Consider the following 24,996-nt stretch of genomic DNA (forward strand, 5'->3'; position numbering starts at 1 on the left):
TATTCTATTTATCTAAGCACTTATCACAAACACCATAGAATTTCAAACTATGATCTTCAACCTTAAAATTGTATTTTTTTTCAACAATTGCTTCTAGCTCATCAAGCAAATCTCCCTGTACCTCTAATACTTTACCACAGCGATTACATATTAAGTGGTGGTGTTGATGATTCTCATCCTCATGGATAAGTTCATATCTACTGCATCCATCATCTAAATCTAGCTTTCGAATTACATTCATTTCTTCTAAAAGTTGAATTGTCCTATACACTGTAGCAAGACCTATTTCTGGGCAATCGGATTTAACCAAGTCATATAGTTCTTCCGCAGTAAGATGGCTACCTTCGCTCTTAATTATTCCATTTAAAATAGCTCTCCTCTGTGGAGTAAGCTTATATCCCTCTTGCTTTAAGGTTTCCTTTAAACTCTCAATTGTCTCTGGAGATAAATTCGACATATATGCACTCCTCTTCCATAAATATCATTCGGTTCAAAAAAATAAAATATATTTACTATAGTATTATTTTAATACCTTATTGTGATATTGTCAATTGATAATCATTTAGTTTCAACAAAACAGGTTAACTGGTATAAATCTCCACTAAAAAACGATTAATCTTCCTCAGAAAAAATTGTTTCGTAAGCTTCTGAAATCATTTCAAATTCTTCATCGTCTTCTATTGTTACTAGGATATCGTTACCCTCTGCATCCTTATCAATTCTTAATGCTATTGCATCAATGTCTTCCTCCCCAGTTGGTGCAACTATAAGATATTCCTTATCTTCAATGTCTAATTTAGTTAGTACATCAAATTCTGTTTCCTTACCCTCTTCATCGTTTAATAATATAGTTTCAACATTGTTTTCCATTTTATTATCTCCCTTCAATTATATAATTATTACTATTTAAACCCCAATTACATATTTTGTAAACGAAGTAGATTATAGACGTGTACCTAAACTATCTAAATATCCTTGCAAAATGAATGTAGCTGCAATTTTATCTACAATTTTTTTTCGTTTTGACCTAGACAAATCACCCTGCAGCATTACTCTATTAGCAGCTACTGTAGTCAATCTTTCATCCCACATTTTTACTTCTAAATCCAAGGTTTCTTTGAGCGCATCACAAAAACGTTGAACCTTTTCTCCTTGTGGTCCTATAGTTCCATTCATGTTTTTAGGAAGCCCTGAAACAATGGTTTCTACATCGTAGTCTTTGCATATTTTAGCAAGTTCTTCAATATCTAAAACTATGCTTTTCCTTTTGATGGTTGTGATTCCTTGTGCTGTTAATCCTAGTGGATCACATACCGCTACTCCTATTGTTCTATCTCCAATATCTAAACCTAATACTCTCATTCACATACTCCTTTAATAATAGCTTAATTAATCTATAGCATTAGTCATCATCTTCGATGCTATTAGTCATCATCTTCGATGCTATTAGTCATCATCTTCGATAATGAAATGTCGTTAATTTAAAAAACAAAATGCCCATATGGGCATTTTATTTTTTAATGTCTAGATAAGATTTCAAAACTTCTTCTAAGATTTCATCCCTCTCTAGCTTTCTTACTAACGCTCTTGCTCCATTGTAATTCGTTATATATGTGGGATCTCCTGAAATCAAATAACCTACCATTTGATTTACAGGGTTATACCCCTTTTTTATAAGTGAATTATACACGTCAGTCAAAATAGTTTTTGTTAAATCTTTTTTATCTTTTACAAAATCAAATTGGACTGTATTTTGATTAGTATCCATTGTATTCACCCCTTTCCTTATTATAAGCTAAACACTGTAAATTAAACATTGTAAATATATTGCCACACAACTTTCTAATATATTACAGTTTGTTAGTTACAATAAGTTCCATAATTACATACTAACGATAATTAATTTACTTATTAATAATTATATTATAAAACATCTGTTGCAAAAAGTATACTATTTTACAAATGTTTCAATTATAGAAGGTACATTAGCTATTGCTTCCTCTAATTTTTCAGGAAGCTTTCCACCTGCTTGAGCCATGTCAGGTCTTCCACCACCACCACCACCAGCAATTTTAGCAACTTCTTTAATTATTTTTCCACAGTGGACTCCATTATCTATAGCAGACTTAGATGCCATTGCAACAAATTCAACTTTATCATTTGTGGCACTTCCGAGCACCACTATGCCATCACCAAGTTTATCGCGAAGTTTATCAGCTAAATCTCTTAGCGCATCACCATCTATGCCCTTTACAACTCCACAAATAACCTTAACACCCTTAACTTCTTTAATATCGTCTAAAATTTCATCTATTGAAGATGCGGCTAACTTTCCTTTTAAGGATAGTATTTCCTTTTCTTTATCTTTTAATTCTGCCAATTGAATTTGTAATTTATTTGTTATGTCTTTTTCTGAGCATTTTAATGTACTAGCAATTTCTTTTATTAAATTATTTTTTTCTTCTAAATATTTTATAGAGTTACTACCAGTTATGGCTTCAATTCTTCTAACTCCAGCAGCTACTCCCGCTTCAGATAAAATTTTAAACATTCCAATTTCTCCTGAGTTTCTTACATGAGTACCACCACAAAGTTCCTTACTATATCCTCCCACAGACACAACTCTAACATCCTCTTGATATTTTTCATCAAATAATGCTATAGCTCCACTTTCCTTAGCTTTATTAATAGTCATAATATTAGTTTCTACCTTATATGATTGCATAATATTGTTATTTACAAGCTCTTCAACTTTAATAATTTCTTCCTGCGTTAGTGCAGAAAAATGGGTAAAATCGAATCTTAACCTATCCTCATCTACATAAGAGCCTGATTGATGAACATGATCACCTAAAACTCTTTTTAATGCTTCTTGAAGCATATGAGTTGCAGTATGATTCCTACCAATTTCAGTTCGTCTTTTCTTTTCAACCCTTAGAGTTACTAATTCATCTGTTTTTAATGTTCCTTCTAGCATCAAAGCAAAGTGTACAATTTTACCTGAAGCATTCTTTTGACAATCATAAACCTCAGCCTTGAAATTATCATTAAAGATTATTCCTTTGTCAAAAATTTGTCCTCCCATTTCAGCATAAAAAGGAGTAACTTCTGTTACAATAATACCTTTTGAACCCTTTGCTAGCTCAGAAGCAACCTCTTCACCACTAATTAAAACTTTAACTACCGATTGTAACTCCGTTTTATCATATCCATTAAATTTAGTTTCTATATTTTTAGGAATTAAATTTAGTTCATTTTCTCCATTGCCCATATAATTTGAATGTCCTCTAGCAGATCTTGCTCTTTGTCTTTGACTTTGCATTTCACTATTAAAACCTTCTAAATCAATTCCTATGCCTGCGTCTTCTAGTATTTCCTCTGTAAGCTCATATGGAAAACCAAAGGTGTCGTATAATTTAAAAGCTTTATCTCCACTTAAAATCTTATTGTTATTGCTTTTAAGCTCTTCGATATAAGTTTTCAAAATATCCATACCAGAATCTAAAGTTTCTGAAAATCTTTCCTCTTCAAGTTTTATAACCTTTTTAATATAACCTGCTTTTTCTTTTAATTCAGGATATGCTTTAAAGGAATTTTCAATAACAATGTTACAAAGTTTATTTAAAAAAGCATTTTTAATACCAAGTAATTTGCCATGTCTTGCTGCCCGCCTAATTAGTCTCCTAAGAACATAGCCTCTGCCCTCATTAGATGGAAGCACCCCATCGCTTATCATGAAAATTGTGCTTCTAACATGGTCTGTTATAATTCGGAGTGATATATCCTCGGTGCGAGTTTCTCCATATTTTACTTTTGATACCCTTGAAACTTCGTCTAAAATATTTTTTATAGTATCTACTTCAAAGATACTGTTGGTTCCTTGCATTATAGTGGCTATTCTCTCAAGCCCCATACCTGTATCTATATTGGGATTCTTTAATTTGTTGTAGTTGCCCTGCTCATCTTTATCAAATTGAGTGAATACTAAATTCCAAAATTCTATTACTCTATCTTCATTTACTGCTTTAAGAAACTCTTCTGCAGTTTTTATTTGACCTAGTTCTACATTTCTATCAAAGTGTATTTCTGAACTTGGTCCACAAGGTCCCTGACCTATTTCCCAGAAGTTATCTTCTTTTCCTAATCTAAAAATACGTGTCGGATCAACGTCTGTATTTTTACTCCATATATCAAAAGCCTCATCATCTTCTAAATATATAGTTACATATAAACTTTCTTTTGGTATATTTAAAACCACTGTTATATATTCCCAAGCCCATGGGATAATCTCTTTCTTAAAATAATCTCCAAAAGAAAAATTTCCAAGCATCTCAAAGAAAGTACCATGTCTTGAGGTCTTTCCTACATTCTCAATATCTCCTGTTCTAATACATTTTTGACAATTAGTTATTCTGGTGCTAGGTGGTGTTTGTATTCCTGTAAAATATGGTTTAAGTGGTTGCATACCTGCATTTACAAGTAATAGACTAGCATCATTCTTAGGTACTAGAGGAAAACTCTCCAGTCTAAGATGTTCTTTACCTTCAAAAAATTTGAGAAAGGATTCCCTAATTTCATTCAATCCTAATTTTTCCATAATATCTCCTCCGTTTATTAATTGTATTTTGTCGTAGAATTTAAAAGCTTATAATTTTTTATAATAAAAAAAAACTTTACTCCCCTAAACCAAGGGACGAAAGTTTTCCGCGTTACCACCCTAATTATACCGCTATATAATTAATAAAAATTAATTACGCTGCAATATCTCTCAAGAAAAATGGTTCAAAGATAGCTTCAACATATCTAGCAAGAAGTTTTCACCATCCACTTCCTCTCTAAATGCAAAAATATATTTACTAGTTCTTATCATTACCAAGTATTAAATTATACTTGTATTATTATAGCATATTTTACCTTAGCACATCAATACATACAATATATAAAAAAACATATTTATAATTCTTAAAACAAATAATAGTTTAAGTCCTCGTATATAACTTTAATCACAACTCCTAGTGGTACAGCAAGTATCATACCTAAAATTCCGCCAACTTTACCACCTAAGATTAATAGTAATATTACTGTTAAGGGATGCATACTTATACTTTCTCCAATTATTTTTGGAGACAATATATTCCCTTCAATTTGTTGAAGTGCAAATAGCCATAAGGCTGTATATAAAGCTATTTTAGGTGAATGGAGTAGCCCTATTAAAATGGCAGGTATTACACCAAATATAGGCCCAAAATAAGGTATTATATTGAAAATTCCATTTATCAAAGAAAGTATAAGTGGAAAATCAACTTTCATAAACATTAAAATAAAAAAAGTAGCAATGCTTATAATTCCACATAAAATAAGTTGACTTATAATATATCGTCCCAATACTTTATCAATATCATCTATTATTTTTTTTATTATGTTTCTGCTCTCAGGAGGAAATACTATCAATGTCTTATTTATCATATTCTCACTATCACATAAAAAATAATAAATTATTAGAGGCGAAACCATGTAAGTGATTATATTCTCACCAAGCCCCATAATAGAGTCAAATACATTATCAAATATTACAAGTATTTGAGCATTTAATTTGTGGTATATAGTATTCATAATACTACTCATGAACTTGTTAGTGGTTAATATTTTAAATTTCATATTTACATGGGTTAAATAATTTTCTAAATCATAAGTTGCCTTACTAATATTTAAACCCTCCCTAAATATTGATGGAATTAGCACCACAAATGTTAATAATATTAAGCCTATTAGTCCCACTATTATCATTGAAGAGGCTGCTTTTTTATTTACACCTCTTCCAATCAAAAGCATATATAGTGGTTTTAATATATATGCTACAATAAATGAAATGAACGCTAAATTTAGTAATTGTTTAACAATAGGTATCCTTATTGCTATAAAGACAACTACCATAAAAAAAACAATACTTATAATTGCAATAATTAATTTCTTTTTACTAATTTTCTTCATGCGCTTTACCCTCCACGAAGAAGTTATGTGGCATACTCTTTAAAAAAGGATTATGGCAATTTGGAAGGTATAAAAGATTTTCTTCTCCAAGTATTAATTCATTTATTAAAATTATTCTCTTCCCTCTAAGCAAATTTGTAATAAATCCAGAAGACACTATAATTCCTTTAATTTCAAAGGTATCATATGTAAAAGTAATATCTTCAACCATACCAAATACATTTCTACATTTATCTATAACATCCATATTAACAAAGCTATGCAAAGGTAGATATTTATTTTTCTCAATTTTTTTCACTACCATATGTTTATTAAAATATATAATGTCTTCTTTTAATACACTTACGTTTTTATGAAAAAATTTATAAGGAGATACTTCAAATCCAATTACCTTTTCTCTATTAAAATCGATTAAAAGATCTTTGATAAATCCTATTTTTTTACCTTCTACAGTGACAACATCCATAAATATAAAATCTTTGCTTTTAAACATAATATCTCCTACATGAAAACAACTTAATTATTTTATAGTTATGTTTTCCAATTAGTCTAGGAATTATTACATAAATAAATATAATTGTTGGAAATAAACTATTTTTTCTTAAAGGATGCTAACAAAAGTATATATCGCGTAGAATGCGTATGAACAAGCCCTAGTGATTCACAATTTATATTATTTGCAGGTGCGTAAAGAAAACCGTATGTCTGAGCGAAGCGAGTTTGCGGTTTTTAGCAGCTGCAAATAATATAAATTGTAGAATTACTTGGCAAAGTGAGCGGATTCTTAGCGATATATACTTTTCGTTATAGCATCCTCTAAGAAAAAAAATTTAGTCTTATTAAACGTATTTATTTTAAATCATCTTTCCAAAGCTCAAGATTTTGTAACCCTCTATAATTATTTATTGCATTATGTATAGTTTGTTCTGCTAGCACTGAGCAATGCACTTTTGAAGACGGTAATCCTTCCAGCGCTTCAATAACTGATTTGTTGGTAAGTTTCCATGCCTCCTCTGTGGTTTTGCCCTTTACAAGTTCTGTAGCTATGCTAGAAGACGCTATGGCAGAGCCACAACCAAAAGCTTTAAACTTAACGCTCTGTATTATATTATCTTCAACTTTTATATAAATTTTCATTATATCCCCGCAATTAGGGTCTCCCGCCTCTCCAATGCCGTTAGCATCACCTAATATTCCAACATTTCTTGGACTGTAAAAATGCTCCATAACCTTATCGCTATACATCATAATTATTCTCCTTTTCTCCTTATAAATACAGAGGGATACCTAGTCTTTTAACTAGATACCCCTCTGCTTAAATTATCCACCAAAGTAGCTTTATATATAAATCACATTTAAATAAATAACAAGTTAGTAGCTAGTATATTTACTTGTTGTTTATTTGAATGTGCTATGTATTTATAAAACTTCTTCTATTATACCTCCACCCACTACTAGGTTTTCCGAATAAAAAACTACTGATTGTCCTTTGGTTATAGCTCTTTGCTTGTCATCAAAAACAACTTTTACCCTATTGTTTTCTAATGGAATTAAAGTAGCGAGTTGTGGCTGTGCAGAATACCTAATCTTAGCTGTAACTCTTAAATTATCCTTAAGTTTATCAAATAGAATGAAATTTAACTCTTTTGCGATAAGCTGAGTTTTAAAAATGTCCTCTTCGTCACCTAAAACCACTTGGTTAGTTAGTGGGTTAATATCAGTAACAAAAACAGGCTTTCCTAGTGCTATACCTAGTCCTTTTCGCTGACCTATAGTATAGTAGACTATCCCTTTATGTGCTCCTAAAACTTTTCCCTTTTTATCAACAAAGCTACCTGATCTTATTTCCCTACCACTATACCTTTTAATATAAGCTCCATGGTCGTTGTCAGGTATAAAACAAATTTCTTGGCTATCTTTTTTCCTAAAAACCTCTAGTCCAATTTTCTCTGCAATATTGCGTATTTCTGGCTTTGAATAGTCTCCACAGGGCATTAAAGTATGACTTAATTGATATTGAGTTAAACTATATAAAGCATAAGTTTGATCCTTTTTATCATCATCTGCTTTTTTAAGTACATATCTATCTTCTTGTTTTTCAATTTTAGCATAGTGACCCGTAGCTATATAATCAGCTCCAAGGGCTTCTGCTTTCCTTAAAAACTCTTTGAATTTAATATCCTTATTACACACAATACATGGGTTAGGCGTTCTACCTTCCATATATTCATCAATAAAGTTATCAATAACATTTGTTTTAAAAGCATCCTTAAAATTCATAACGTAAAAGGGAATATCCAGTACATCTGCAACACGCCTTGCGTCATTTGCAGCAGAAATAGAACAACATCCACCTTCATTTTCTTCATAATCAGGATTATCCTCAGAGAGCTTCATCATAATTCCTATAACTTCATAGCCCTGCTCTTTCAAGAGATATGCCGCTACAGAGCTATCTACTCCTCCACTCATTCCAATAACTACTTTTTTTTTCATCTAATATCCCCTATTCTCCGTGCACCTCGGCATGTATATCATCGTGTTCTGTGTAATCCCATACTTCAAGTCCTGCTTTGCTTCTATAATCATTAATTGCTTTGTGTATAGCTTCTTCAGCAAGAACCGAGCAATGCATTTTTATTGGTGGAAGTCCATCTAAGGCTTCAGCTACAGCTTGATTTGTTAATGTCCATGCATCATCTACAGATTTACCTTTAATAAGCTCTGTCGCCATACTTGAAGATGCTATAGCAGATCCGCAACCAAAAGTTTTAAACTTTGCATCTATCACTATATTATTTTCTACTTTTAAATACACCTTCATAATGTCTCCACATTTAGCGTTACCAACTTCACCAATTCCATCAGCATTTATAATTTCCCCTACATTTCTTGGGTTTGTAAAATGGTCCATAACTTTTTCGCTGTATATCATATTAATTTTCCCCTTTCTTTAAGTAGTCATCGTATAATGGTGACATATCTCTTAATCTTTGAATAATCCCTGGAACTGTTTTTAATACAAAGTCTACTTCTTCTTCAGTAGTTTCATCACCTAAAGATAATCTTAGGGATCCATGAGCTATTTCATGCTCTAGTCCTATTGCTAGTAGAACGTGAGATGGATCTAAAGACCCAGATGTACATGCACTTCCGCTAGAACCTGCTATACCATTCGCATCTAACATAAGTAGTATAGATTCGCCTTCTATAAACCTAAAGCATATATTTGAATTACCAGGAAGTCTATTTTCTCCTCTTGGTCCATTTAATCTTGTATGTGGTATTTCTAATAATCCATTCATAAGTTTATCTCTTAAATAAACTAGCTTTTTATTGTTTTCTTCCATGTTTTGAGTTGCTAGTTCAATAGCTTTACCAAAACCCACTATGCCAGCCACATTTTCAGTACCAGCTCTTCTATTTCTTTCTTGTCCACCACCATGTATTAAATTATCTATTTTAATACCTTTTTTTACATATAATGCTCCAACGCCCTTAGGACCATAAAATTTATGAGCAGCTATTGATAATAAATCTATATTCATTTCTTTTACGTCTACTGGAATATGACCTACAGCTTGAACTGCATCTGTATGAAAAAGTATTTTCTTACTTCTGCATAATGCTCCTATTTCTTTTATTGGCTCTATTGTTCCAATTTCATTATTGGCAAACATTATTGATACTAATATAGTTTTATCGGTAATAGCATTTTCTAAATCTTTAATATTTATAAGACCATATTCGTCTACTGGTAAATATGTAATTTCATATCCATTCTTAGCTAAATATTCACAAGTATGTAATACGGCATGATGTTCAATTGTTGTTGTTATTATATGATTTCCCTTTTGCTTATACGCAGAAGCTATTCCTTTTATTGCCCAATTATCTGCTTCTGAACCTCCACCTGTAAAGAAAATTTCATTTTCATTGGCATTTATAGCTCTTGCAATCTTATCTCTCGCAACATCAATGGCTTTTTTAGTTTCTCTTGCTAGAGTATAAATTGATGATGGATTTCCAAAGTATGTTGTGAAATAAGGAATCATCTCTTCTAAAACTTCTGGTTTAGTATAAGTTGTTGCAGCATGGTCCATGTAAATTGATTTATTCATTATCTTTCACTCCTTTATTTAATGTTATTTCATTATAATCATCAACAATATCTTTTAAGGTTATTGAGGATGTTACACTATCTATACTGTTTTTTATCTTTTTCCATAATAATCTGGTAGCACAACAATCAATTTTATTGCAAGAGCCTTCTTCAAGACAATCCGAGATTTCAATTGGTCCTTCAAGCACATTAATAACATCATATATTGTTATTTCCTCTGGTGCTCTATTTAGTATATAACCGCCTTGAGCTCCTCTTACACTTTTAATAAGTTTAGCCTTCCTAAGAGAAGAAAATAATTGTTCTAAATAATATTCAGAAATACTTTGTCTTTCAGATATACTTTTTATAGATATAGGTTGTTCTCCATAATTTATAGCTAAATCTACCATGGCTTTAACACCATATCTTCCCTTAGTAGATAATTTCATATAATCACTCCTTCAAAGTAGAGTGTTTTACTATACTTTCTATAAATTATAATATCAAACCCTAGTAAAGTTGTCAACTATAAATATGCGGATTTTTCAATATTATTTACAATAATAAGCTAAATTATTGAATTATTCATTAATAATCTATCTGTATATCCATAATGCTCAAAATTATGGATTATAATTATATATATATCCGCTTTTATATTAAAAAAAAGATTCACGCATAAAGAAGTTTTTAGTAATTGTTGAAGGAATTAAATATGTATAGTATAATTTAAAAAATGATTCTGAGGAATATCTTCCACGTATTTACATCAATTACCTAGGGTTTTTTATATTTTTTAAGGAGGTATTAAAATGAAAATCGACATGGTAAAACCATCTATTTTGCCTGGCTTTATGGAGTTACTGCCAGGGGATCAAATTCAGTTCAACAAATTAGCAGATACAATAAGGAAGACTTATGAAAGCTTTGGATTTATGGCCATAGATACACCGATAATAGAGAAATCTGAAATTCTACTGGCAAAAGGAGGAGGAGAAACTGAAAAGCAAATTTATAGATTTCTAAAGGGTAGTACTGATTTATCTCTTAGATTTGATTTAACTGTGCCACTAGCCAGGTATGTGGCTCAAAATTATAGTTCTTTGACTTTCCCTTTTAGAAGATACCAAATTGGCAAAGTATATAGAGGAGAGAGAAACCAAAAGGGGCGCTTTCGTGAATTTTACCAATGTGACATTGATATTGTTGGTAATGGCAATTTAAATATTTTCAATGATGCTGAAATACCTAGTATTATTTATTCAGTATTCAATAACCTAGGCTTCCAGGATTTCACTATAAAAATAAACAATAGAAAGCTGTTAAATGGATTTTTTGAAGCACTGCAAATTCAAGATAGTTCAGAGGTTTTACGAGTTATTGATAAAATTGATAAAATTGGGACATCAAATGCCACCCAGGAGCTATTAAGTTGTGGCTTAAGTTTCGAAATCGTAGAAAAAATCTTTGAATTTATTAATATAAGTGGAAACAATCAGGATATTTTATTATTATTAAACAATTTAAATATTTCTAATGCAAACTTCAAAGATGGTGTATGCGAGCTTTCAGCAGTTACTAAATATGTAAAATTGTTTGGTGTTCCAGATGATAATTTTAAAATAGATTTAAAAATAACCAGAGGTCTTGATTATTACACAGGAACAGTTTATGAAACATTTTTAAATGAATACCCGTCTATTGGTTCTGTGTGTTCAGGTGGACGCTACGACAATTTAGCAGAGCACTATACAAAACAAAAACTACCAGGAGTAGGCATATCAATCGGCCTTACTAGATTATTTTATCAATTAAATAAAGCAGGCTTCTTTAAAAATGATACTAATAAATCTATAACAAAAGTTCTAGTAATACCTCTTGATAATAATATTGATTATGGAATTTCTCTTGCAAATTTTTTAAGGGATAAGGGCATAATTACAGAAATATATCTTGAAGAGACTAAACTAGTAAAGAAACTTGGCTATGCAGATAAATTAGGTATTCCTTTTGTAATTTTAATGGGTGAAAAAGAAGCAGAAAATAAAACGGCCACTATAAAAAATATGTTTACTGGTGATCAAATAACTGTTGATTTTAATGCTGCTTATGAAATAGTTAATGCATAAATAAATGTCTAACAAAAAATATTATTGCCTCACAAATACATTATTTTTTGTAGGATAATAATAGGTAAAAACCTAAACAAAGGAGATTAGCCTATGGATTCAAATAGAAATACAAGATGGTTAGAGGATATCAATTTCTTATCTCGTGAACTTTCTCTAAAACATAAAAATTTATTTTTTCAAAAGAACAAAGAAGATTTTTTTAAGGAAATAGACAGTTTAAAAACGGATATTGAATCCCTAAGTAACTATGAAATAAAGCTGGAAATTGCTAAAATTGTTGCCTCCATGGGAGATGCTCACACCTATGTACCTTTAAACATTAATCTCTTGCTTCCCTTAGAATTGTATTGGTTTGCTGATGGAATCTATGTAATAGTAGCCCCACAGCAGTACAAGGAAATACTGTATCGCAAAATAATAAAAATAAACAACATCGATATAGAAGAGGTTATTAATATTTTAAGCTCAATCATTTCCTATGAAAATGAAACCTATCTCAAATCACAACTACCTAAATACTTCCCTGCTATTGAATTACTATACGATTTGGGACTTGTTAATGATATTGACAGCTTAGAATTAACATTTGAAGATAAAAACAAGAAAGAAAGAACTTTAGAAATAAAATCTATGCCCCTTGGCGAATGGAAAGAATTGTACAATTTAATTAATAATGATTTAATGTATAGCACCAATTTACCTCTTTATAGAAGAAATAGTCACAAAAATTACTGGTTCGAATACATAGATGCTTCTAGTATTGTGTACTTTAAATACAATGCTTGCAAGGATATGCCACCTAAAGATGTGGTTACCTTTTGCAGTGAACTCATCAATTTTATTGAAGCACATGTCGTAGAAAAACTCATAATTGATTTGCGAAATAACTTTGGTGGTAATTCTTCATTATTAAATCCATTTATTGAGTATATAATAAATTGTGATAAAATCAATAAAACTGGTAATCTTTTTATAATAATAGGACGAGAGACTTTTTCGTCGGCCCTGTTAAATTCCTTTTTCTTAAAAGAAAATACCTCAGCAATATTTTTAGGTGAACCCACTGGTGGAAAGCCAAACTGCTATGGTGAAGTGCAACGATTTATTTTAAAAAATTCTGGACTTACAGTTTGTTATTCTACTGAATACTACAAAATTATTGAAGATGATACCCTACTATCACTTTTACCGGATGTTAATATAGAGTTCACCATACAAAATTATATTAATAATGAGGATCCGTGTTTTGAATACATTAACAAGAAAGACTCATAAAGTATTTGCTCTCCATATTTATGACTTTTTTTTATCACCTTTTCCTCCTAGAACTAATACTATATACTGTGAATAATTTTACGAGGAGGAGTATTATGTCCTATAGAGAGGATAGTACAAGCTACAGAGATTTGATCCTTGGCATAAACAAAAAGGTACCTCTTATATCTGGGAAAAGTGTTACTGCAATTAATTTTGATAATGCAGCAACTACACCCCCTTTTAAGTCTGTTATGGAAGATGTTGTGAGATTTGCTCCTTGGTATTCCTCCATTCATCGTGGTGAAGGATTTAAGTCTCAACTTACTACTAGATTATATGAGGAGTCTAGAGATATTGTCAGCAAATTTGTTAAAGCTGATTGTAACAATACAGTTATTTATGTTAAAAATTCCACTGAAGCTTTTAACACTCTTTCCAATTTATTATACGAGTCTTCTAATAAAAATGTCATTTTGACAACAGACATGGAGCATCACTCTAATGACCTGCCTTGGAGAGATAAATTTATTGTAGACTATATATCTATAGATGCATCTGGAAGGCTATCTTTGGAGGATTTAGAAGCTAAGTTAAATAAATATAATAATTATATAAAGCTAGTTACAATTACAGGTGCTTCAAATGTAACAGGCTATAAAAATCCTATCTACAATATAGCCAAATTAGTTCATAGATTTGGTTCAAAATTACTTGTGGATGGTGCACAATTAATACCCCATGCTCCTTTTATTATGAATAATAAGAACTCAGAATATAATATAGATTTTTTAATCTTCTCTGCCCATAAAATGTATGCTCCCTTTGGCATCGGAGTATTAATTGGACCAAAAGATATTTTAGATAACTGTGACCCTGATTTGGTAGGTGGTGGAACCGTAGATATTGTAACTCATGACTTTATAAAATGGGCTGAATCGCCGCAGAGGCATGAGGCTGGATCTCCAAATGTTATAGGTACCATAGCTCTGGCATCTGCTATTAAAACTTTGAGCAAAATTGGTATGACTAATGTAGAGCATATTGAAAAAAAATTGACTGCTTACGCCATTTCTCAAATGAAAAACATTCCAAATCTTAAAATATATTGTGACACTTCTAAAGAAATTGACAGAGTTAGTATAATTCCCTTTAATATTGATGGAATTCACCATGCCACAGTTGCAAAAATTCTTTCCTATGAATGGGGTATTTCAGTAAGAAGTGGATGTTTTTGTGCTCAGCCCTACATGGCTTCACTTCTAAATATTTCTAGTGAATTTTCAAATAATCTCATAGCAAATCCTGACTTAAATCGTCCTGGAATGGTTAGAATAAGCTTTGGACTATATAATAGCTACTCAGAAATTGATATATTATCTCATGCCCTTAATAAAATTTCATCAAAAAGAGATTATTATATTTTGAAATATCAAAATATGAAAAAAACTCTTTTTGATAAATAATTCCTATAACTATTTGCAAATAAAAATAGTGCACATGTAAACTCTGTGTACTATTTTTAGAGTATCACTTAAATGGATAGTAAAATTAATTGAATTATTTATAAAAATAATATTACTATAGGTATAGTTATTACAGAAACCATTGTAGTTATAAATACGCACTGTGAGGCAAGTAAACTATCCCCACCATGTTTTTCAGCAATTATTGCAGTTATTACCGCTGCAGGCATTGCTTGCAGTATAACACATATGTTTAATAATAATTCATCTACTTTTAAGAATTTTAAAACTACATAAATAAGCATTGGAACTATTAGAAGTCTTACCACTGTAGCATAGTAAATAGAAATGTCAGAAAAAATATTCTTAAATTTCATTTCCGCCAGCATTGAACCAACAATTATCATAGATATTGGTGTTGTAGTAGATCCCACTAATTTTAACGAATTTTCAATAGGTAGAGGTAATCTTATTGAAAATACGAATAAAATTATGCCAATAAATACTGCTATAATAGCTGGGTTTGCTATTGATTTTCTCATGGATTTAAAATCTTTTTCTCCTGTGTAGAGCATTACACCTACTGTCCACGCTAAAAGATTGAAAGGAATATTGAATATTGCTGCATAGAAAACACCTACTCCTCCATAAATACTTTCAAGCACTGGATAACCCATAAAACCAACATTGCAAAAAATTGTTATAAACCTAAATACCTGTTGTTTGTTACTCGGAAACTTGAAAAAGAGTATCTTACTAATAAATATTAAACCTATGTGTATTAAAAAAGAATAAATCAAAATTTTTTGAGCATTACTGACCATGGTCGCTTCATATTTAATATTAAATGATGTAACTATCATAAAAGGCAAGGTTATATTTAATAGCAATTCCGATAGACCTTTATCAACGATAATATTAAAAAAATTTTTTTTCTTGGCATAAAAGCCTACCATCATAACAATGAATAATACCATAACCTGATTAACTAACTGGCTATTTCCCATTTTTATTCTCCTTAATTCAAAACATTCTAGTAACTTATATTAACATTAATTGAGGTGGTTTAACAACTATTTAAAATTAATTAAAAGTAGTACAACAAGTGATTATTAACTGTACCCCACAATCATATACTTTATAAAGAATTAATTAATTGAAGTTATTGTTAATGAAAAGGGGGAATTAGAAATGTATATTAATATGGACCAATATATGTATGAAGTTTATAAACAGGCCGAATATTGCAAATACAATATGGTGTATACTAATACCTTTGATGATGAGATTTTTTATAAAAATTCACTTAATAAAAAGCTCTATGAAATAAGTGATTTACTAGAAGATGATTTTAATTTTTCAATTAATCAAGCCTTAGAAAATAAAGGTATTAGACAAGAGGACTAAGTTAGCTAAATATAATGCTGATCCACCCTATGTGGCAATAAATGGAACAGTTTATGGCCTGCCATGGAGATTCGAAAATGCTCAATAGCTTACCAAAGATTGGAATATTGAAAATTTAATTAAATAAGGCACCTTCAAATAAATTAGAGTTAAAGGCTTGTATAATTATTTGAATGTGCCTAAAATACATTTTATAACAAGGGCATATACTCTATTTTTCTATTCTTAAAATAAACAGGTTTCAAATTACATATCTCGCATATCCTATTAGCTAATATAAAGTTGTTACCAATATCCTCTGCATTATGTGCATCGGAACCTATAGTTACGTATTTTCCACCTATTTGTTTGTAGGCACTATATACATGGATTAAATTATTATATGCTTCCACACTGCTCAGTCTTCTAGTATTAATTTCCATTACTTTTTCATTATGTACTATAGCTTTTAGCACTTCATTTATATATTCCTTAAATTCATGGTAGTGTATTTCATTATCTTGATAAGTAGCATATCTGGATATATAGTCGATATGTCCTAAACTATCAATAAAATCATACTGCTTTACGCAATCTACCATACTTGAAAAATATTGTTCAAATACTTCTTTTTTAGTTTTACCTACATAAGTTTTCGGATTGAAAATATCTGCTCCATTAGCTACATGTATAGATCCTATTATATAGTCAAAAGGATATTTGTTTATTATTTTTCTATTTTCCTCTAAACAAATCTCTTGCATTCCAATTTCAATTCCAAGCATAAAATTACTACCCTTGTATTTTTCATAGTCATTAAAATATTTATCTATATCAAAAGTAAAATCTGTTCCTGTTGGAAACTTTAAATCTAGATGCTCTGTAATAGTCATTCCTAAACCAATCTTTCTCGCATGGTCCAGACCATTTTGAAGTTTCATTTCAGAGTCTGAAGAAAACTCTGTGTGTATATGTGAATCAATCATAAGTCATCCTCCCTTTTTATTCAATTTTAATTGTAACATACTCCACTTAAATAACAAAAGCCACAATCCTATGCAAATATTTTTGCAGACAAATGTGGTTTTTATAAATTAATATTGAAGCACTGTGTGGTTTATATTAAGTATCTCTCCGCCCCCAGAGATTGAGGCAGAATATGTTCCAGGAGCAGTATCATTACCAACAATCCAATTAAAGGTAGTTACTCCTGTTTTATCTGTAGTACGCCATTGAATAACCCTAACTGTTTTATTTCCTACTTTATATGAAGTCTTTATATTATATTGTGTATTTGGTCTTCCTTGTATTGTTATAACACCAGTTCCTCCATGATTAACAGCAGATACAGCATTTATAATTTTTAAGTTGCCCTGGGCTATTATAAATTGTTGCTCTGGCATATTCACGGCTTTTACCATAGATATAGCTCCAGTGGTACTAGGGCACACCATGATGCACATGCTTAAAAATAAAATCCATACTACCTTGATTTTCATAAAATCACCTCTTCTTATATATTCTACCCATGTTAATAAATAATATTAGTTGCCACGCATATGGTAGCTTCAAATAATATAAAAATTTGCTTGAACTATTTAAAAAGTATATATATATATTTATTGGATATGTAAAATGGTGAAGTTAATTAAAATATGCCTCATAGGATTGCAGTTTAGCTGCTGTCCTATAAGGCATAATTAAATTTTATTATATCTTCATTAATATTTTGTGGTGATTATGACATATTACAGGATGGATTAAATTCCTCCATTATCATAGCTTAATTGCCACATAACTCCAAACTTATCTATCACATTTCCGTAGCATTTGCTCCAAAATGTTTCTTGAATGTCCATGCCTATAGTTCCGCCACTCTTCAGTTTATTAAATAGTGATTTAACTTCATCCATGTTCTTACTCACTATTGTAAGGCTTATGTTGTTTCCTACAACAAAAGGACTACCAGGAAAAACATCAGAAAACATAACATTGCTTCCATTAATATTAAGTTGCGTGTGCATCACTAACTCTTTTGCTTCCTTTGGAAGAGGATATTTTGGGTTAGGTGGCGCATCCCCAAAACTCATAATTTGTGGTTTTCCTGTTTCAAAAACCTTTGCGTAAAACTCCACTGCTTCACGACAGTTTCCATTAAAATTAATATAAATATCAACAGCCATTTAATTCACTCCTTACTTATAAATAATTTATAAATTATTTATTTGAATATTATATTATTTAACTGTAAATATTTATATATGCATCATAAAAAATATTTTTAGCGCCTACCAGCGATAAAGGACTGGATATTGTTTAACTTTATTCCTCGTTAATAGGTTGTTCCTGTAGTACCAAATGAGCGCCTTTTATTTTACTGCAAGTCTGCTGGAAAAACCAAGCCTATTTGTTTTCTTGCTTCATCCATCGTCTCCATTACCCACTTAGAAGTTTGTAATAACTTAGAGCTACCCTTTATGTCACCATTTTTAATCATAGTTATAAAGGTCTCTATTTCATAGCACATATCATGTTCATTATGAAATTGTGTTAGCTCTTCTTCTTTTCCATCTCTAAAAACTATTTTTACCTTTTCAAATTTATTAATATTTTCAATTATTATATTCCCATCTTCTCCTTGAATCTCCGAATACAATTTTGAATTTGTTATTTTTGAATACATAGCTATAGCATCCATTTCATCATACTTAAATATTATGCTGCCTTCACCATCAACACCGGACTCCAAAATTAAAGCATTTGCTTTTATTTCCTTTGGTTTACCAAATAAATTTATCATGGGATGAATACAATAAACACCAATGTCCATTAACCCACCATTAGATAGGTTTTGGTTAAATGCATTTAATACTATTCCTTCTCTATATTTATCATATCTAGAAGAGTATTGACAATAACTCCCAAAATATTTTCTTACCTTACCTATTCTATGTAGATTATCTTTAATAATTTTAAAATTAGGTAGCTGTGTTGTTTTCATTGCCTCCATTAAAATAACCTGGTTGATTTTTGCAGCATTTATCATGCTAATTACTTGTGATGCATTTGATGCTAAAGCTTTTTCACATAATACATGTTTTTTATGGTTTAAAAATACTATAGCTTGCTCTGCATGAATTGCATTTGGCGATGCAATATACACCGCATCAATTAAATCACTTTTTGCCATTTCAAATAAATCAGTAAAAATATGTTCTACATTATATTTTTCTGCAAAGGCTTTTCCTTTTTCTTCACTTCTTGAATATACCGCTGTTAAAATAAAATCTTTTACCTGCGCAGCACCATTTAGGAAGCAATCTGTAATATTATTTGTTCCTATAACTCCAAATCTTATAACTTTCTTATTCATTAAGTCCCTCTCCTTGTACATAACAAAATTTTATTTGATTTTATCTTTAGCTGACTTAATTATTTTCTTTTTTGCTTCTTTAACTTTATTTTTTGTATTACTTTCTTCTAATTCATTTTTTCTAGGTTTAGATTTTTTAACCTCATCTTCACCTTGAACTTCCATATCAATTCCAAACATATCAAATATATCTGTTTCTTCAATAACCCTACGACCTTTAGCTTTAGATTTTTCAAGCAAGTTCTGTGTTTTTTTGTTGATAGCTTCTGAAATAAGGTCATTTATATTTACCTGTCTTAAAATAAAAAACAGTTCTGGTTCATCATCAAGTTTTGCGCCAACACCATATAAAACTGCTGCTACGTGCTTGCACATATTTGCCCAGTCAGGGCAGTTACACTTTAAATCTATTTCACTTGGCGCTGGAAATAGTCCATTACCTTTTGATGTAAACAAATCAGCCAGTGTTTTGGGGAATTTTCCTTGAATTAGTTCCTCAATAGATTCTATTTTTCCTAAGCATTGATTTATAATGTCTTCCCAAATATTTTTTGGTAGTGCTTTTATATTAATATCCAGCTTATATGGTTTTGAGCCACTTCCTTGCACCAGAGCATTTATATTTCCTTTCGTTATTTTAAGATCTAATACTGCTCCATTTTTCACATAACTACGTCCGCGAGCTATGCGATTAGCATAATCTGCATAACTTTCTAAGTTCTTGTTCCATGATTTCCCCCACCAAGTTTTTGCTATAGTTTTACCTGTTATAACTACCGGAGAAATATCTGGATTTTTCTTTTTTAATTTTTTAACACTTTCCGCTGCACGTTCTTTTCTCTCGGCTACTGGTACATAGGCAGGAAAGCCTCCGTAATAAGACATATCTTCCCCTCCAAAAATTATATTTGTAATTTAAATAAATCCATAATCTCATTATTGGTCATCTCAGTAATAAAACTTTCTTGAATATCCGGAACAATTTCGCGAGAAAGTTTAATTTTATCTTCAATCATCATATCAATTTTTTCTTCAATAGTGCCTTTAGTTATAAATTTATGAACTATAACATTTTTCTTTTGCCCTATTCTAAATGCTCTATCTGTTGCTTGATTTTCAACGGCTGGATTCCACCATCTATCAAAATGAATAACATGATTAGCTGCTGTAAGGTTTAATCCTACACCCCCAGCTTTTATTGAAAGTACCATAAAAGGTACATACTCCTCACCTTGGAATTTATCTACAAGTTCTTTTCTTTTTTTTATTGCTGTTCCTCCATGCAATATAAGCCCTTTATGTTCAAATACAGTTTCTAGAAAATCACTAAGTGGTTTTGTTATCTCTTTAAATTGTGTAAATATAATAACTCTTTCTCTTTTTTCGTAAATAGTTTCACATATTTCACGAAGTCTTGCATATTTACCACTTTCATTTTCCTGGTAAGAATCTTGACCTAAATACTGAGACGGATGATTACATATTTGTTTGAATTTCATAAGTGATGAAATTACTATTCCCTTGCGCTCTATCCCCTCTTCTTTAGATTCAAGTTTTTGTTTTAAATCAATTACCAACTTATTGTAAAGCATAACTTGTTTTTTAGTAAGAGTTGCATAAGTTTTCATTTCTATTTTTTCTGGCAAATCATTAATGACTGCTTTGTCTGTTTTTAATCTTCTAAGAATAAATGGACTTACAACCTTTTTAAGTTTTGAATAGTCCATCTGACTTTCCTTAAGTTTCTTTATAAAACCCGAAAATTCCTTTGCACTTCCTAGAAGCCCCTTATTTAAAAAGTCAAATAATGACCACAAATCTGAAAGCCTGTTTTCTATTGGTGTACCCGTCATTGCTATTCTATATCTAGCTTTTAATTGTTTTACTGTTTTAGTTTGTATGCTTCCTGGATTTTTTATAGCTTGAGCCTCATCTAAAATCACTGAATCCCAAGTTATGTTTTTTATCCATTCAAACTTTGAACTCATAGCATATGTAGTTATAAAAAGGTCATAATTCTCCATATACTTACTATCATCTTCCCCTAATTTTTTATTTTCAGAAGGATGTATAACATAATACTTTAGAGAAGGTGCAAATTTTTGAATTTCACTCATCCAGTTACCAATAAGCGATGCTGGAATAATTAACAATGTTTTTTCTTGTTTATTTGTCCTAATATAATTCAAAAGCGCAATAACTTGCACCGTTTTCCCAAGTCCCATATCATCTGCAAGACAGGCTCCAAGACCAAGTGCTTTCATAAAATGAAGCCAGCTTATACCACGCTCTTGATAAGAGCGTAAGTTAGCATAAAAGTCATCTCCACAAGTAATTTCCTCTATTTTTTCTGGATTACATAACTTGTCAACAACTGAATTTAGCCACTGTCCATTTGTAACTTCAAGATCAAAGGTATCTTTAGAAATATTTAATACTTTTTGAGCATTTAACTGAAAACGCATTGCTTCAACCATATTTATGTCTTTACTTTCCATAAGCTTCTGCGCCTTTTCAAAAGCCTTTAGCATTTGTTTTAGCTTTTCATGATTAACTTCTACCCATTTTCCCTTTATAAAAGCTAATCCCTCTGCTTCTGACAAGAGCTTTTTTATTTCATCAGCGGTAATTGTTTCTTCTCCTAGAAATAGTTTTGCATCAAAATCCACTAATGCTTCAAGGTTTACTCTTGAGGGTGTAGAATTTCCTACACTTACAGACATCCTTAAGGATTCTGATTTATTCTTCCACCATTTTGGAATACGACATAATATCCCTGACTGCTCATAAAGAGGTATTTCTTTTAAAAATGTAAAAGCTTCCGCCGCACTTAAACCTAAGGGATGAAATATTTCACCTGTATCAACAAGTTCTGAAATTAGCTCACTTTTTTCTGATGCCTTGTTTACTGTTGAGAGTAGGTTTAAAAGTTTTTTGTTATTTTCTCCATATTCAATAAGTGCATTTTTTAATGGAAGATGCTTTGATGTACCACTTTTTGCATCATTTACTGAGTAAGTTGCTAAAAATGCAAAAGGATAGTTATCCTTCTTACTCTCAACTAAGTGGAAAAATACACGCCCGACTAAGTTAATATTAGTGCTGAAAGAAGAAAAAAACTCGGAAACGCTTCCTTCATACTCCCCTATCATTTCACTAAAAGAGTTGTTTAACTTCTGCCATAGTTTTTCAATCCACTCATAATTCAAGTATTCTAAGCCAGTCAAATAAGGTGCGCTATCTAGTAAGTCTTTAATTTCATCTTTTTCTATGTACACTATGGTTTTTTCACGTAAAAGTTCAATATCTGAATTCATGAATATTTTTTTTATAAATGTAGCTATAATAAGTCTTAAATATGTAACAGAATCTGTTACAACTTCTGTGTTTTCTAAAAATCCAAGAAAAAGCATACCTTGATTTTCATTTTGTGCAAAATGATTATTTATTTCTTGTTGAATTGCAATTTGCTTTTCATTTAATTCTTCTTTTGTTGCTTGCCAATCAAGTTCAAAGATACCATCTTGCTTAAATATTATAATTAATTCTTTGTTTTGATTTTCTACTGATTCATCTTTATTATGTAGCGCCATCAATCTTATCCTTTCAGGGAAATTTATTCTTGTTTTTTATTATGACCATGTTTTATATGTATACTCATTATATAATAGTTCTATATTAATTCATATTAAAAAAAGATAATAATTCAAGTATACTAATATACTTGAATTATTATCTTTTTCATAGGTCTAACCTATTATAAATAAAGTTTTGATAATAAAAGTTTAGGTGAAAGCGCATTATTCAAAAATATATTCAAATATTAAAGTTTTGATATTAATACAATTCTATCAACTTTTTCATCACATAGTTTTACATTTGTTTTACCATCATCGTTCATACGATATAATCTTCCATTATCTCCAGCATTCACATAAAAGAATCCAGATACATCGTCTTTATACATACATAGATCCCATTCGACCCCTACCATTTGCTTAAGTGATGAATCGGGCTGTAACATATAAGCACCACTTTCTGCAAATAACATAGTTGATCTTACTTTACCATCTGTAATAAGGTTACGTACATAACCCGCATTTTTTATAGAAAGTTGCTTTTTACTAGTAATTTTGTTGCCCTTTAAAGTACTAACGAAAGCTTTACCATATCCATCTACAAATACAAGTTTGTCAGAACCTAAGTTAGCAATTTCAACAATACCAGTGGTGTGTAACGCTAGGTTATTGCCAATCATATCAAAAGCAAATCCTTTGCTTTTTGTATAATCAAAGTCGCCATCAGATCCAAGTTTTATATCTTTGTTATACATATAATATCCGCTAGCCCATGCTCCTGAGTAAACCGCATTTGTATCAAGTGGTGCTTTAGCACTAATTGCTTTTGCAGCTCCACCTTTTTTAGGAAGAGAGTATAGTACCATGCATTTTAATGAATATTTAGTTTCTTCGGGTTTTGTGTTTATAATCATGTTAATAGAAGCACTATCTTCATGAATAAACCACGGATCAATGACTGAACCTGCTGCAATCCATTGCACTTGTCCACTCCCATCTATAGCTTTTGAAGCAACCCAAGTTGTACGTCCACTTTTTCTTGCATTATAATATATTTTCCCATCAATAATATTAAATTTAGGATATCGTGTATCCGCCATATCTGTTATTAGTGTGGGTTCAAATCCTTTTGAAGCATTTGCTGAAGCTCGATAGATAGCTCCTTTTTCATTCATGTAGTAAATAAATTCACCATCTGCTACAAAATATACCACATCAGATGCAAACCGTGAGGCTATATTTGCTGAACCATCCATTGGAATACGTAATAGTGTAGTTGAACTGTTATCATACATATAGTATAAATAATCGCCAGCCGGTATAAGTTTAACACCTAGGAAATTGTTAAGGAGCTTTTGAGATTTAGTGCCGTCACTCATTGCACGGTATAGCACACTGTTTGAAACATAGTAGACGAAAGCTTCATTGCTTTTAACTGTATTAACCTCAGCAGAATTATGTACAACTGTTGGAAAATCGCTAGCTTGCACTGCCATATTTCCTGTAAGGATAAGCATAGATGAACATAATACACAAACCCCCAGCTTTAAAAACGGATTAATATTTTTCATAATGTAAATCATCCTTTCTTTGTTTAAATTTTAGTAAAATATGTTGCCTTTACTAATATCGACTAATTTCGAAAAATGTTTATAGTATTTCAATAAAAAGTTAAACAAGTTTAACATTCTAATTACATTTTATAAATGAG

24 protein-coding genes are annotated in these 24,996 nt (G+C 30.7%); 4 read left to right on the forward strand and 20 right to left on the reverse strand.

All coding sequences use genetic code 11. From position 1 onward, the window contains the following. Positions 1 to 4: 4 nt before the first annotated feature. The 12 genes from G9F70_RS15370 to G9F70_RS15425 form a co-directional block, all read right to left on the reverse strand. Positions 5 to 457, reverse strand: a complete 453-nt coding sequence (locus tag G9F70_RS15370) for a Fur family transcriptional regulator (RefSeq protein WP_125004716.1) — start codon at positions 455 to 457, stop codon at positions 5 to 7. A gap of 155 nt (positions 458 to 612) precedes the next feature. After that, the gene (locus G9F70_RS15375; protein ID WP_125004713.1) at positions 613 to 870 is read right to left on the reverse strand and encodes a DUF1292 domain-containing protein; all 258 of its coding nucleotides are present in this window, start codon (positions 868 to 870) and stop codon (positions 613 to 615) included. 72 nt (positions 871 to 942) lie between these two features. Then, positions 943 to 1,362: a Holliday junction resolvase RuvX gene (gene ruvX / locus G9F70_RS15380; protein WP_164943810.1), complete on the reverse strand. Its 420-nt coding sequence runs from the start codon at positions 1,360 to 1,362 to the stop codon at positions 943 to 945. Between the two features lie 148 nt (positions 1,363 to 1,510). Further along, positions 1,511 to 1,768, reverse strand: coding sequence for an IreB family regulatory phosphoprotein (locus tag G9F70_RS15385; protein WP_125004709.1), 258 nt, complete (start codon positions 1,766 to 1,768; stop codon positions 1,511 to 1,513). 183 nt (positions 1,769 to 1,951) lie between these two features. Beyond that, positions 1,952 to 4,597 carry an alanine--tRNA ligase gene (gene alaS, locus G9F70_RS15390; protein ID WP_164943811.1) on the reverse strand — a complete coding sequence of 882 codons (2,646 nt, stop codon included), beginning with the start codon at positions 4,595 to 4,597 and terminating at the stop codon, positions 1,952 to 1,954. A 365-nt stretch (positions 4,598 to 4,962) separates the two neighbouring features. Then, a complete protein-coding gene (locus G9F70_RS15395) occupies positions 4,963 to 5,991 on the reverse strand; it encodes an AI-2E family transporter (RefSeq protein WP_164943812.1) in 1,029 nt (342 codons plus the stop codon). Beyond that, entirely contained in the window at positions 5,978 to 6,484 is a 507-nt protein-coding gene (locus tag G9F70_RS15400) for a PRC-barrel domain-containing protein (protein WP_164943813.1), read from the reverse strand. Before G9F70_RS15400 ends, G9F70_RS15395 begins: the two co-directional genes overlap by 14 nt. 356 nt (positions 6,485 to 6,840) lie before the next feature. Next, positions 6,841 to 7,239: a Fe-S cluster assembly scaffold protein NifU gene (gene nifU, locus G9F70_RS15405; RefSeq protein WP_164943814.1), complete on the reverse strand. Its 399-nt coding sequence runs from the start codon at positions 7,237 to 7,239 to the stop codon at positions 6,841 to 6,843. Between the two features lie 171 nt (positions 7,240 to 7,410). Continuing rightward, positions 7,411 to 8,487, reverse strand: a complete 1,077-nt coding sequence (gene mnmA / locus G9F70_RS15410) for a tRNA 2-thiouridine(34) synthase MnmA (RefSeq protein WP_164943815.1) — start codon at positions 8,485 to 8,487, stop codon at positions 7,411 to 7,413. 10 nt (positions 8,488 to 8,497) lie between these two features. After that, the gene (gene nifU, locus G9F70_RS15415) at positions 8,498 to 8,926 is read right to left on the reverse strand and encodes a Fe-S cluster assembly scaffold protein NifU (RefSeq protein ID WP_125004697.1); all 429 of its coding nucleotides are present in this window, start codon (positions 8,924 to 8,926) and stop codon (positions 8,498 to 8,500) included. 1 nt (position 8,927) lies between these two features. Next, complete coding sequence (gene nifS, locus G9F70_RS15420) at positions 8,928 to 10,112, reverse strand: cysteine desulfurase NifS (protein WP_164943816.1); 1,185 nt, start codon at positions 10,110 to 10,112, stop codon at positions 8,928 to 8,930. Further along, on the reverse strand, positions 10,105 to 10,545 hold the full coding sequence (locus G9F70_RS15425; protein ID WP_125004693.1) for an RrF2 family transcriptional regulator: 441 nt from the start codon (positions 10,543 to 10,545) through the stop codon (positions 10,105 to 10,107). The genes nifS and G9F70_RS15425 overlap by 8 nt, the downstream gene beginning before the upstream one ends. 363 nt (positions 10,546 to 10,908) lie before the next feature. On the opposite strand from G9F70_RS15425, the gene hisS reads away from it, so the two are divergent. From hisS to G9F70_RS15440, 3 genes are all read left to right on the forward strand, one after another. Continuing rightward, positions 10,909 to 12,225, forward strand: coding sequence for a histidine--tRNA ligase (gene hisS / locus G9F70_RS15430; RefSeq protein ID WP_164943817.1), 1,317 nt, complete (start codon positions 10,909 to 10,911; stop codon positions 12,223 to 12,225). A gap of 93 nt (positions 12,226 to 12,318) precedes the next feature. Next, positions 12,319 to 13,503, forward strand: coding sequence for a S41 family peptidase (locus tag G9F70_RS15435; RefSeq protein WP_164943818.1), 1,185 nt, complete (start codon positions 12,319 to 12,321; stop codon positions 13,501 to 13,503). A 95-nt stretch (positions 13,504 to 13,598) separates the two neighbouring features. Then, complete coding sequence (locus tag G9F70_RS15440; protein WP_164943819.1) at positions 13,599 to 14,948, forward strand: aminotransferase class V-fold PLP-dependent enzyme; 1,350 nt, start codon at positions 13,599 to 13,601, stop codon at positions 14,946 to 14,948. 98 nt (positions 14,949 to 15,046) lie between these two features. Here the strand turns inward: G9F70_RS15440 and G9F70_RS15445 are convergent, their stop codons facing one another. Next, positions 15,047 to 15,955, reverse strand: coding sequence for an AEC family transporter (locus G9F70_RS15445; RefSeq protein WP_164943820.1), 909 nt, complete (start codon positions 15,953 to 15,955; stop codon positions 15,047 to 15,049). A gap of 184 nt (positions 15,956 to 16,139) precedes the next feature. On the opposite strand from G9F70_RS15445, the gene G9F70_RS15450 reads away from it, so the two are divergent. Continuing rightward, positions 16,140 to 16,355 carry a hypothetical protein gene (locus G9F70_RS15450; protein WP_164943821.1) on the forward strand — a complete coding sequence of 72 codons (216 nt, stop codon included), beginning with the start codon at positions 16,140 to 16,142 and terminating at the stop codon, positions 16,353 to 16,355. A 191-nt stretch (positions 16,356 to 16,546) separates the two neighbouring features. Here the strand turns inward: G9F70_RS15450 and G9F70_RS15455 are convergent, their stop codons facing one another. The 7 genes from G9F70_RS15455 to G9F70_RS15485 form a co-directional block, all read right to left on the reverse strand. Beyond that, positions 16,547 to 17,320 (reverse strand): histidinol phosphate phosphatase, encoded by a 774-nt coding sequence (locus G9F70_RS15455; protein ID WP_164943822.1) that lies wholly within the window; start codon positions 17,318 to 17,320, stop codon positions 16,547 to 16,549. Positions 17,321 to 17,428: 108 nt separating this feature from the next. Then, positions 17,429 to 17,833 (reverse strand): hypothetical protein, encoded by a 405-nt coding sequence (locus tag G9F70_RS15460; protein ID WP_164943823.1) that lies wholly within the window; start codon positions 17,831 to 17,833, stop codon positions 17,429 to 17,431. Between the two features lie 261 nt (positions 17,834 to 18,094). Further along, entirely contained in the window at positions 18,095 to 18,517 is a 423-nt protein-coding gene (locus tag G9F70_RS15465; RefSeq protein ID WP_164943824.1) for a VOC family protein, read from the reverse strand. A 191-nt stretch (positions 18,518 to 18,708) separates the two neighbouring features. Continuing rightward, positions 18,709 to 19,707 (reverse strand): Gfo/Idh/MocA family protein, encoded by a 999-nt coding sequence (locus G9F70_RS15470; protein WP_164943825.1) that lies wholly within the window; start codon positions 19,705 to 19,707, stop codon positions 18,709 to 18,711. A gap of 30 nt (positions 19,708 to 19,737) precedes the next feature. After that, a complete protein-coding gene (locus G9F70_RS15475; protein ID WP_187352951.1) occupies positions 19,738 to 20,592 on the reverse strand; it encodes an SWIM zinc finger family protein in 855 nt (284 codons plus the stop codon). Between the two features lie 17 nt (positions 20,593 to 20,609). Continuing rightward, on the reverse strand, positions 20,610 to 23,300 hold the full coding sequence (locus tag G9F70_RS15480; protein WP_164943826.1) for a DEAD/DEAH box helicase: 2,691 nt from the start codon (positions 23,298 to 23,300) through the stop codon (positions 20,610 to 20,612). A 230-nt stretch (positions 23,301 to 23,530) separates the two neighbouring features. Then, positions 23,531 to 24,856, reverse strand: a complete 1,326-nt coding sequence (locus G9F70_RS15485; protein WP_164943827.1) for a DUF5050 domain-containing protein — start codon at positions 24,854 to 24,856, stop codon at positions 23,531 to 23,533. Between the last annotated feature and the right edge of the window lie 140 nt (positions 24,857 to 24,996).

It is taken from the genome of Clostridium sp. FP1 (genome assembly GCF_011065975.2).
GTDB lineage: Bacteria > Bacillota > Clostridia > Clostridiales > Clostridiaceae > Clostridium_AD > Clostridium_AD tagluense.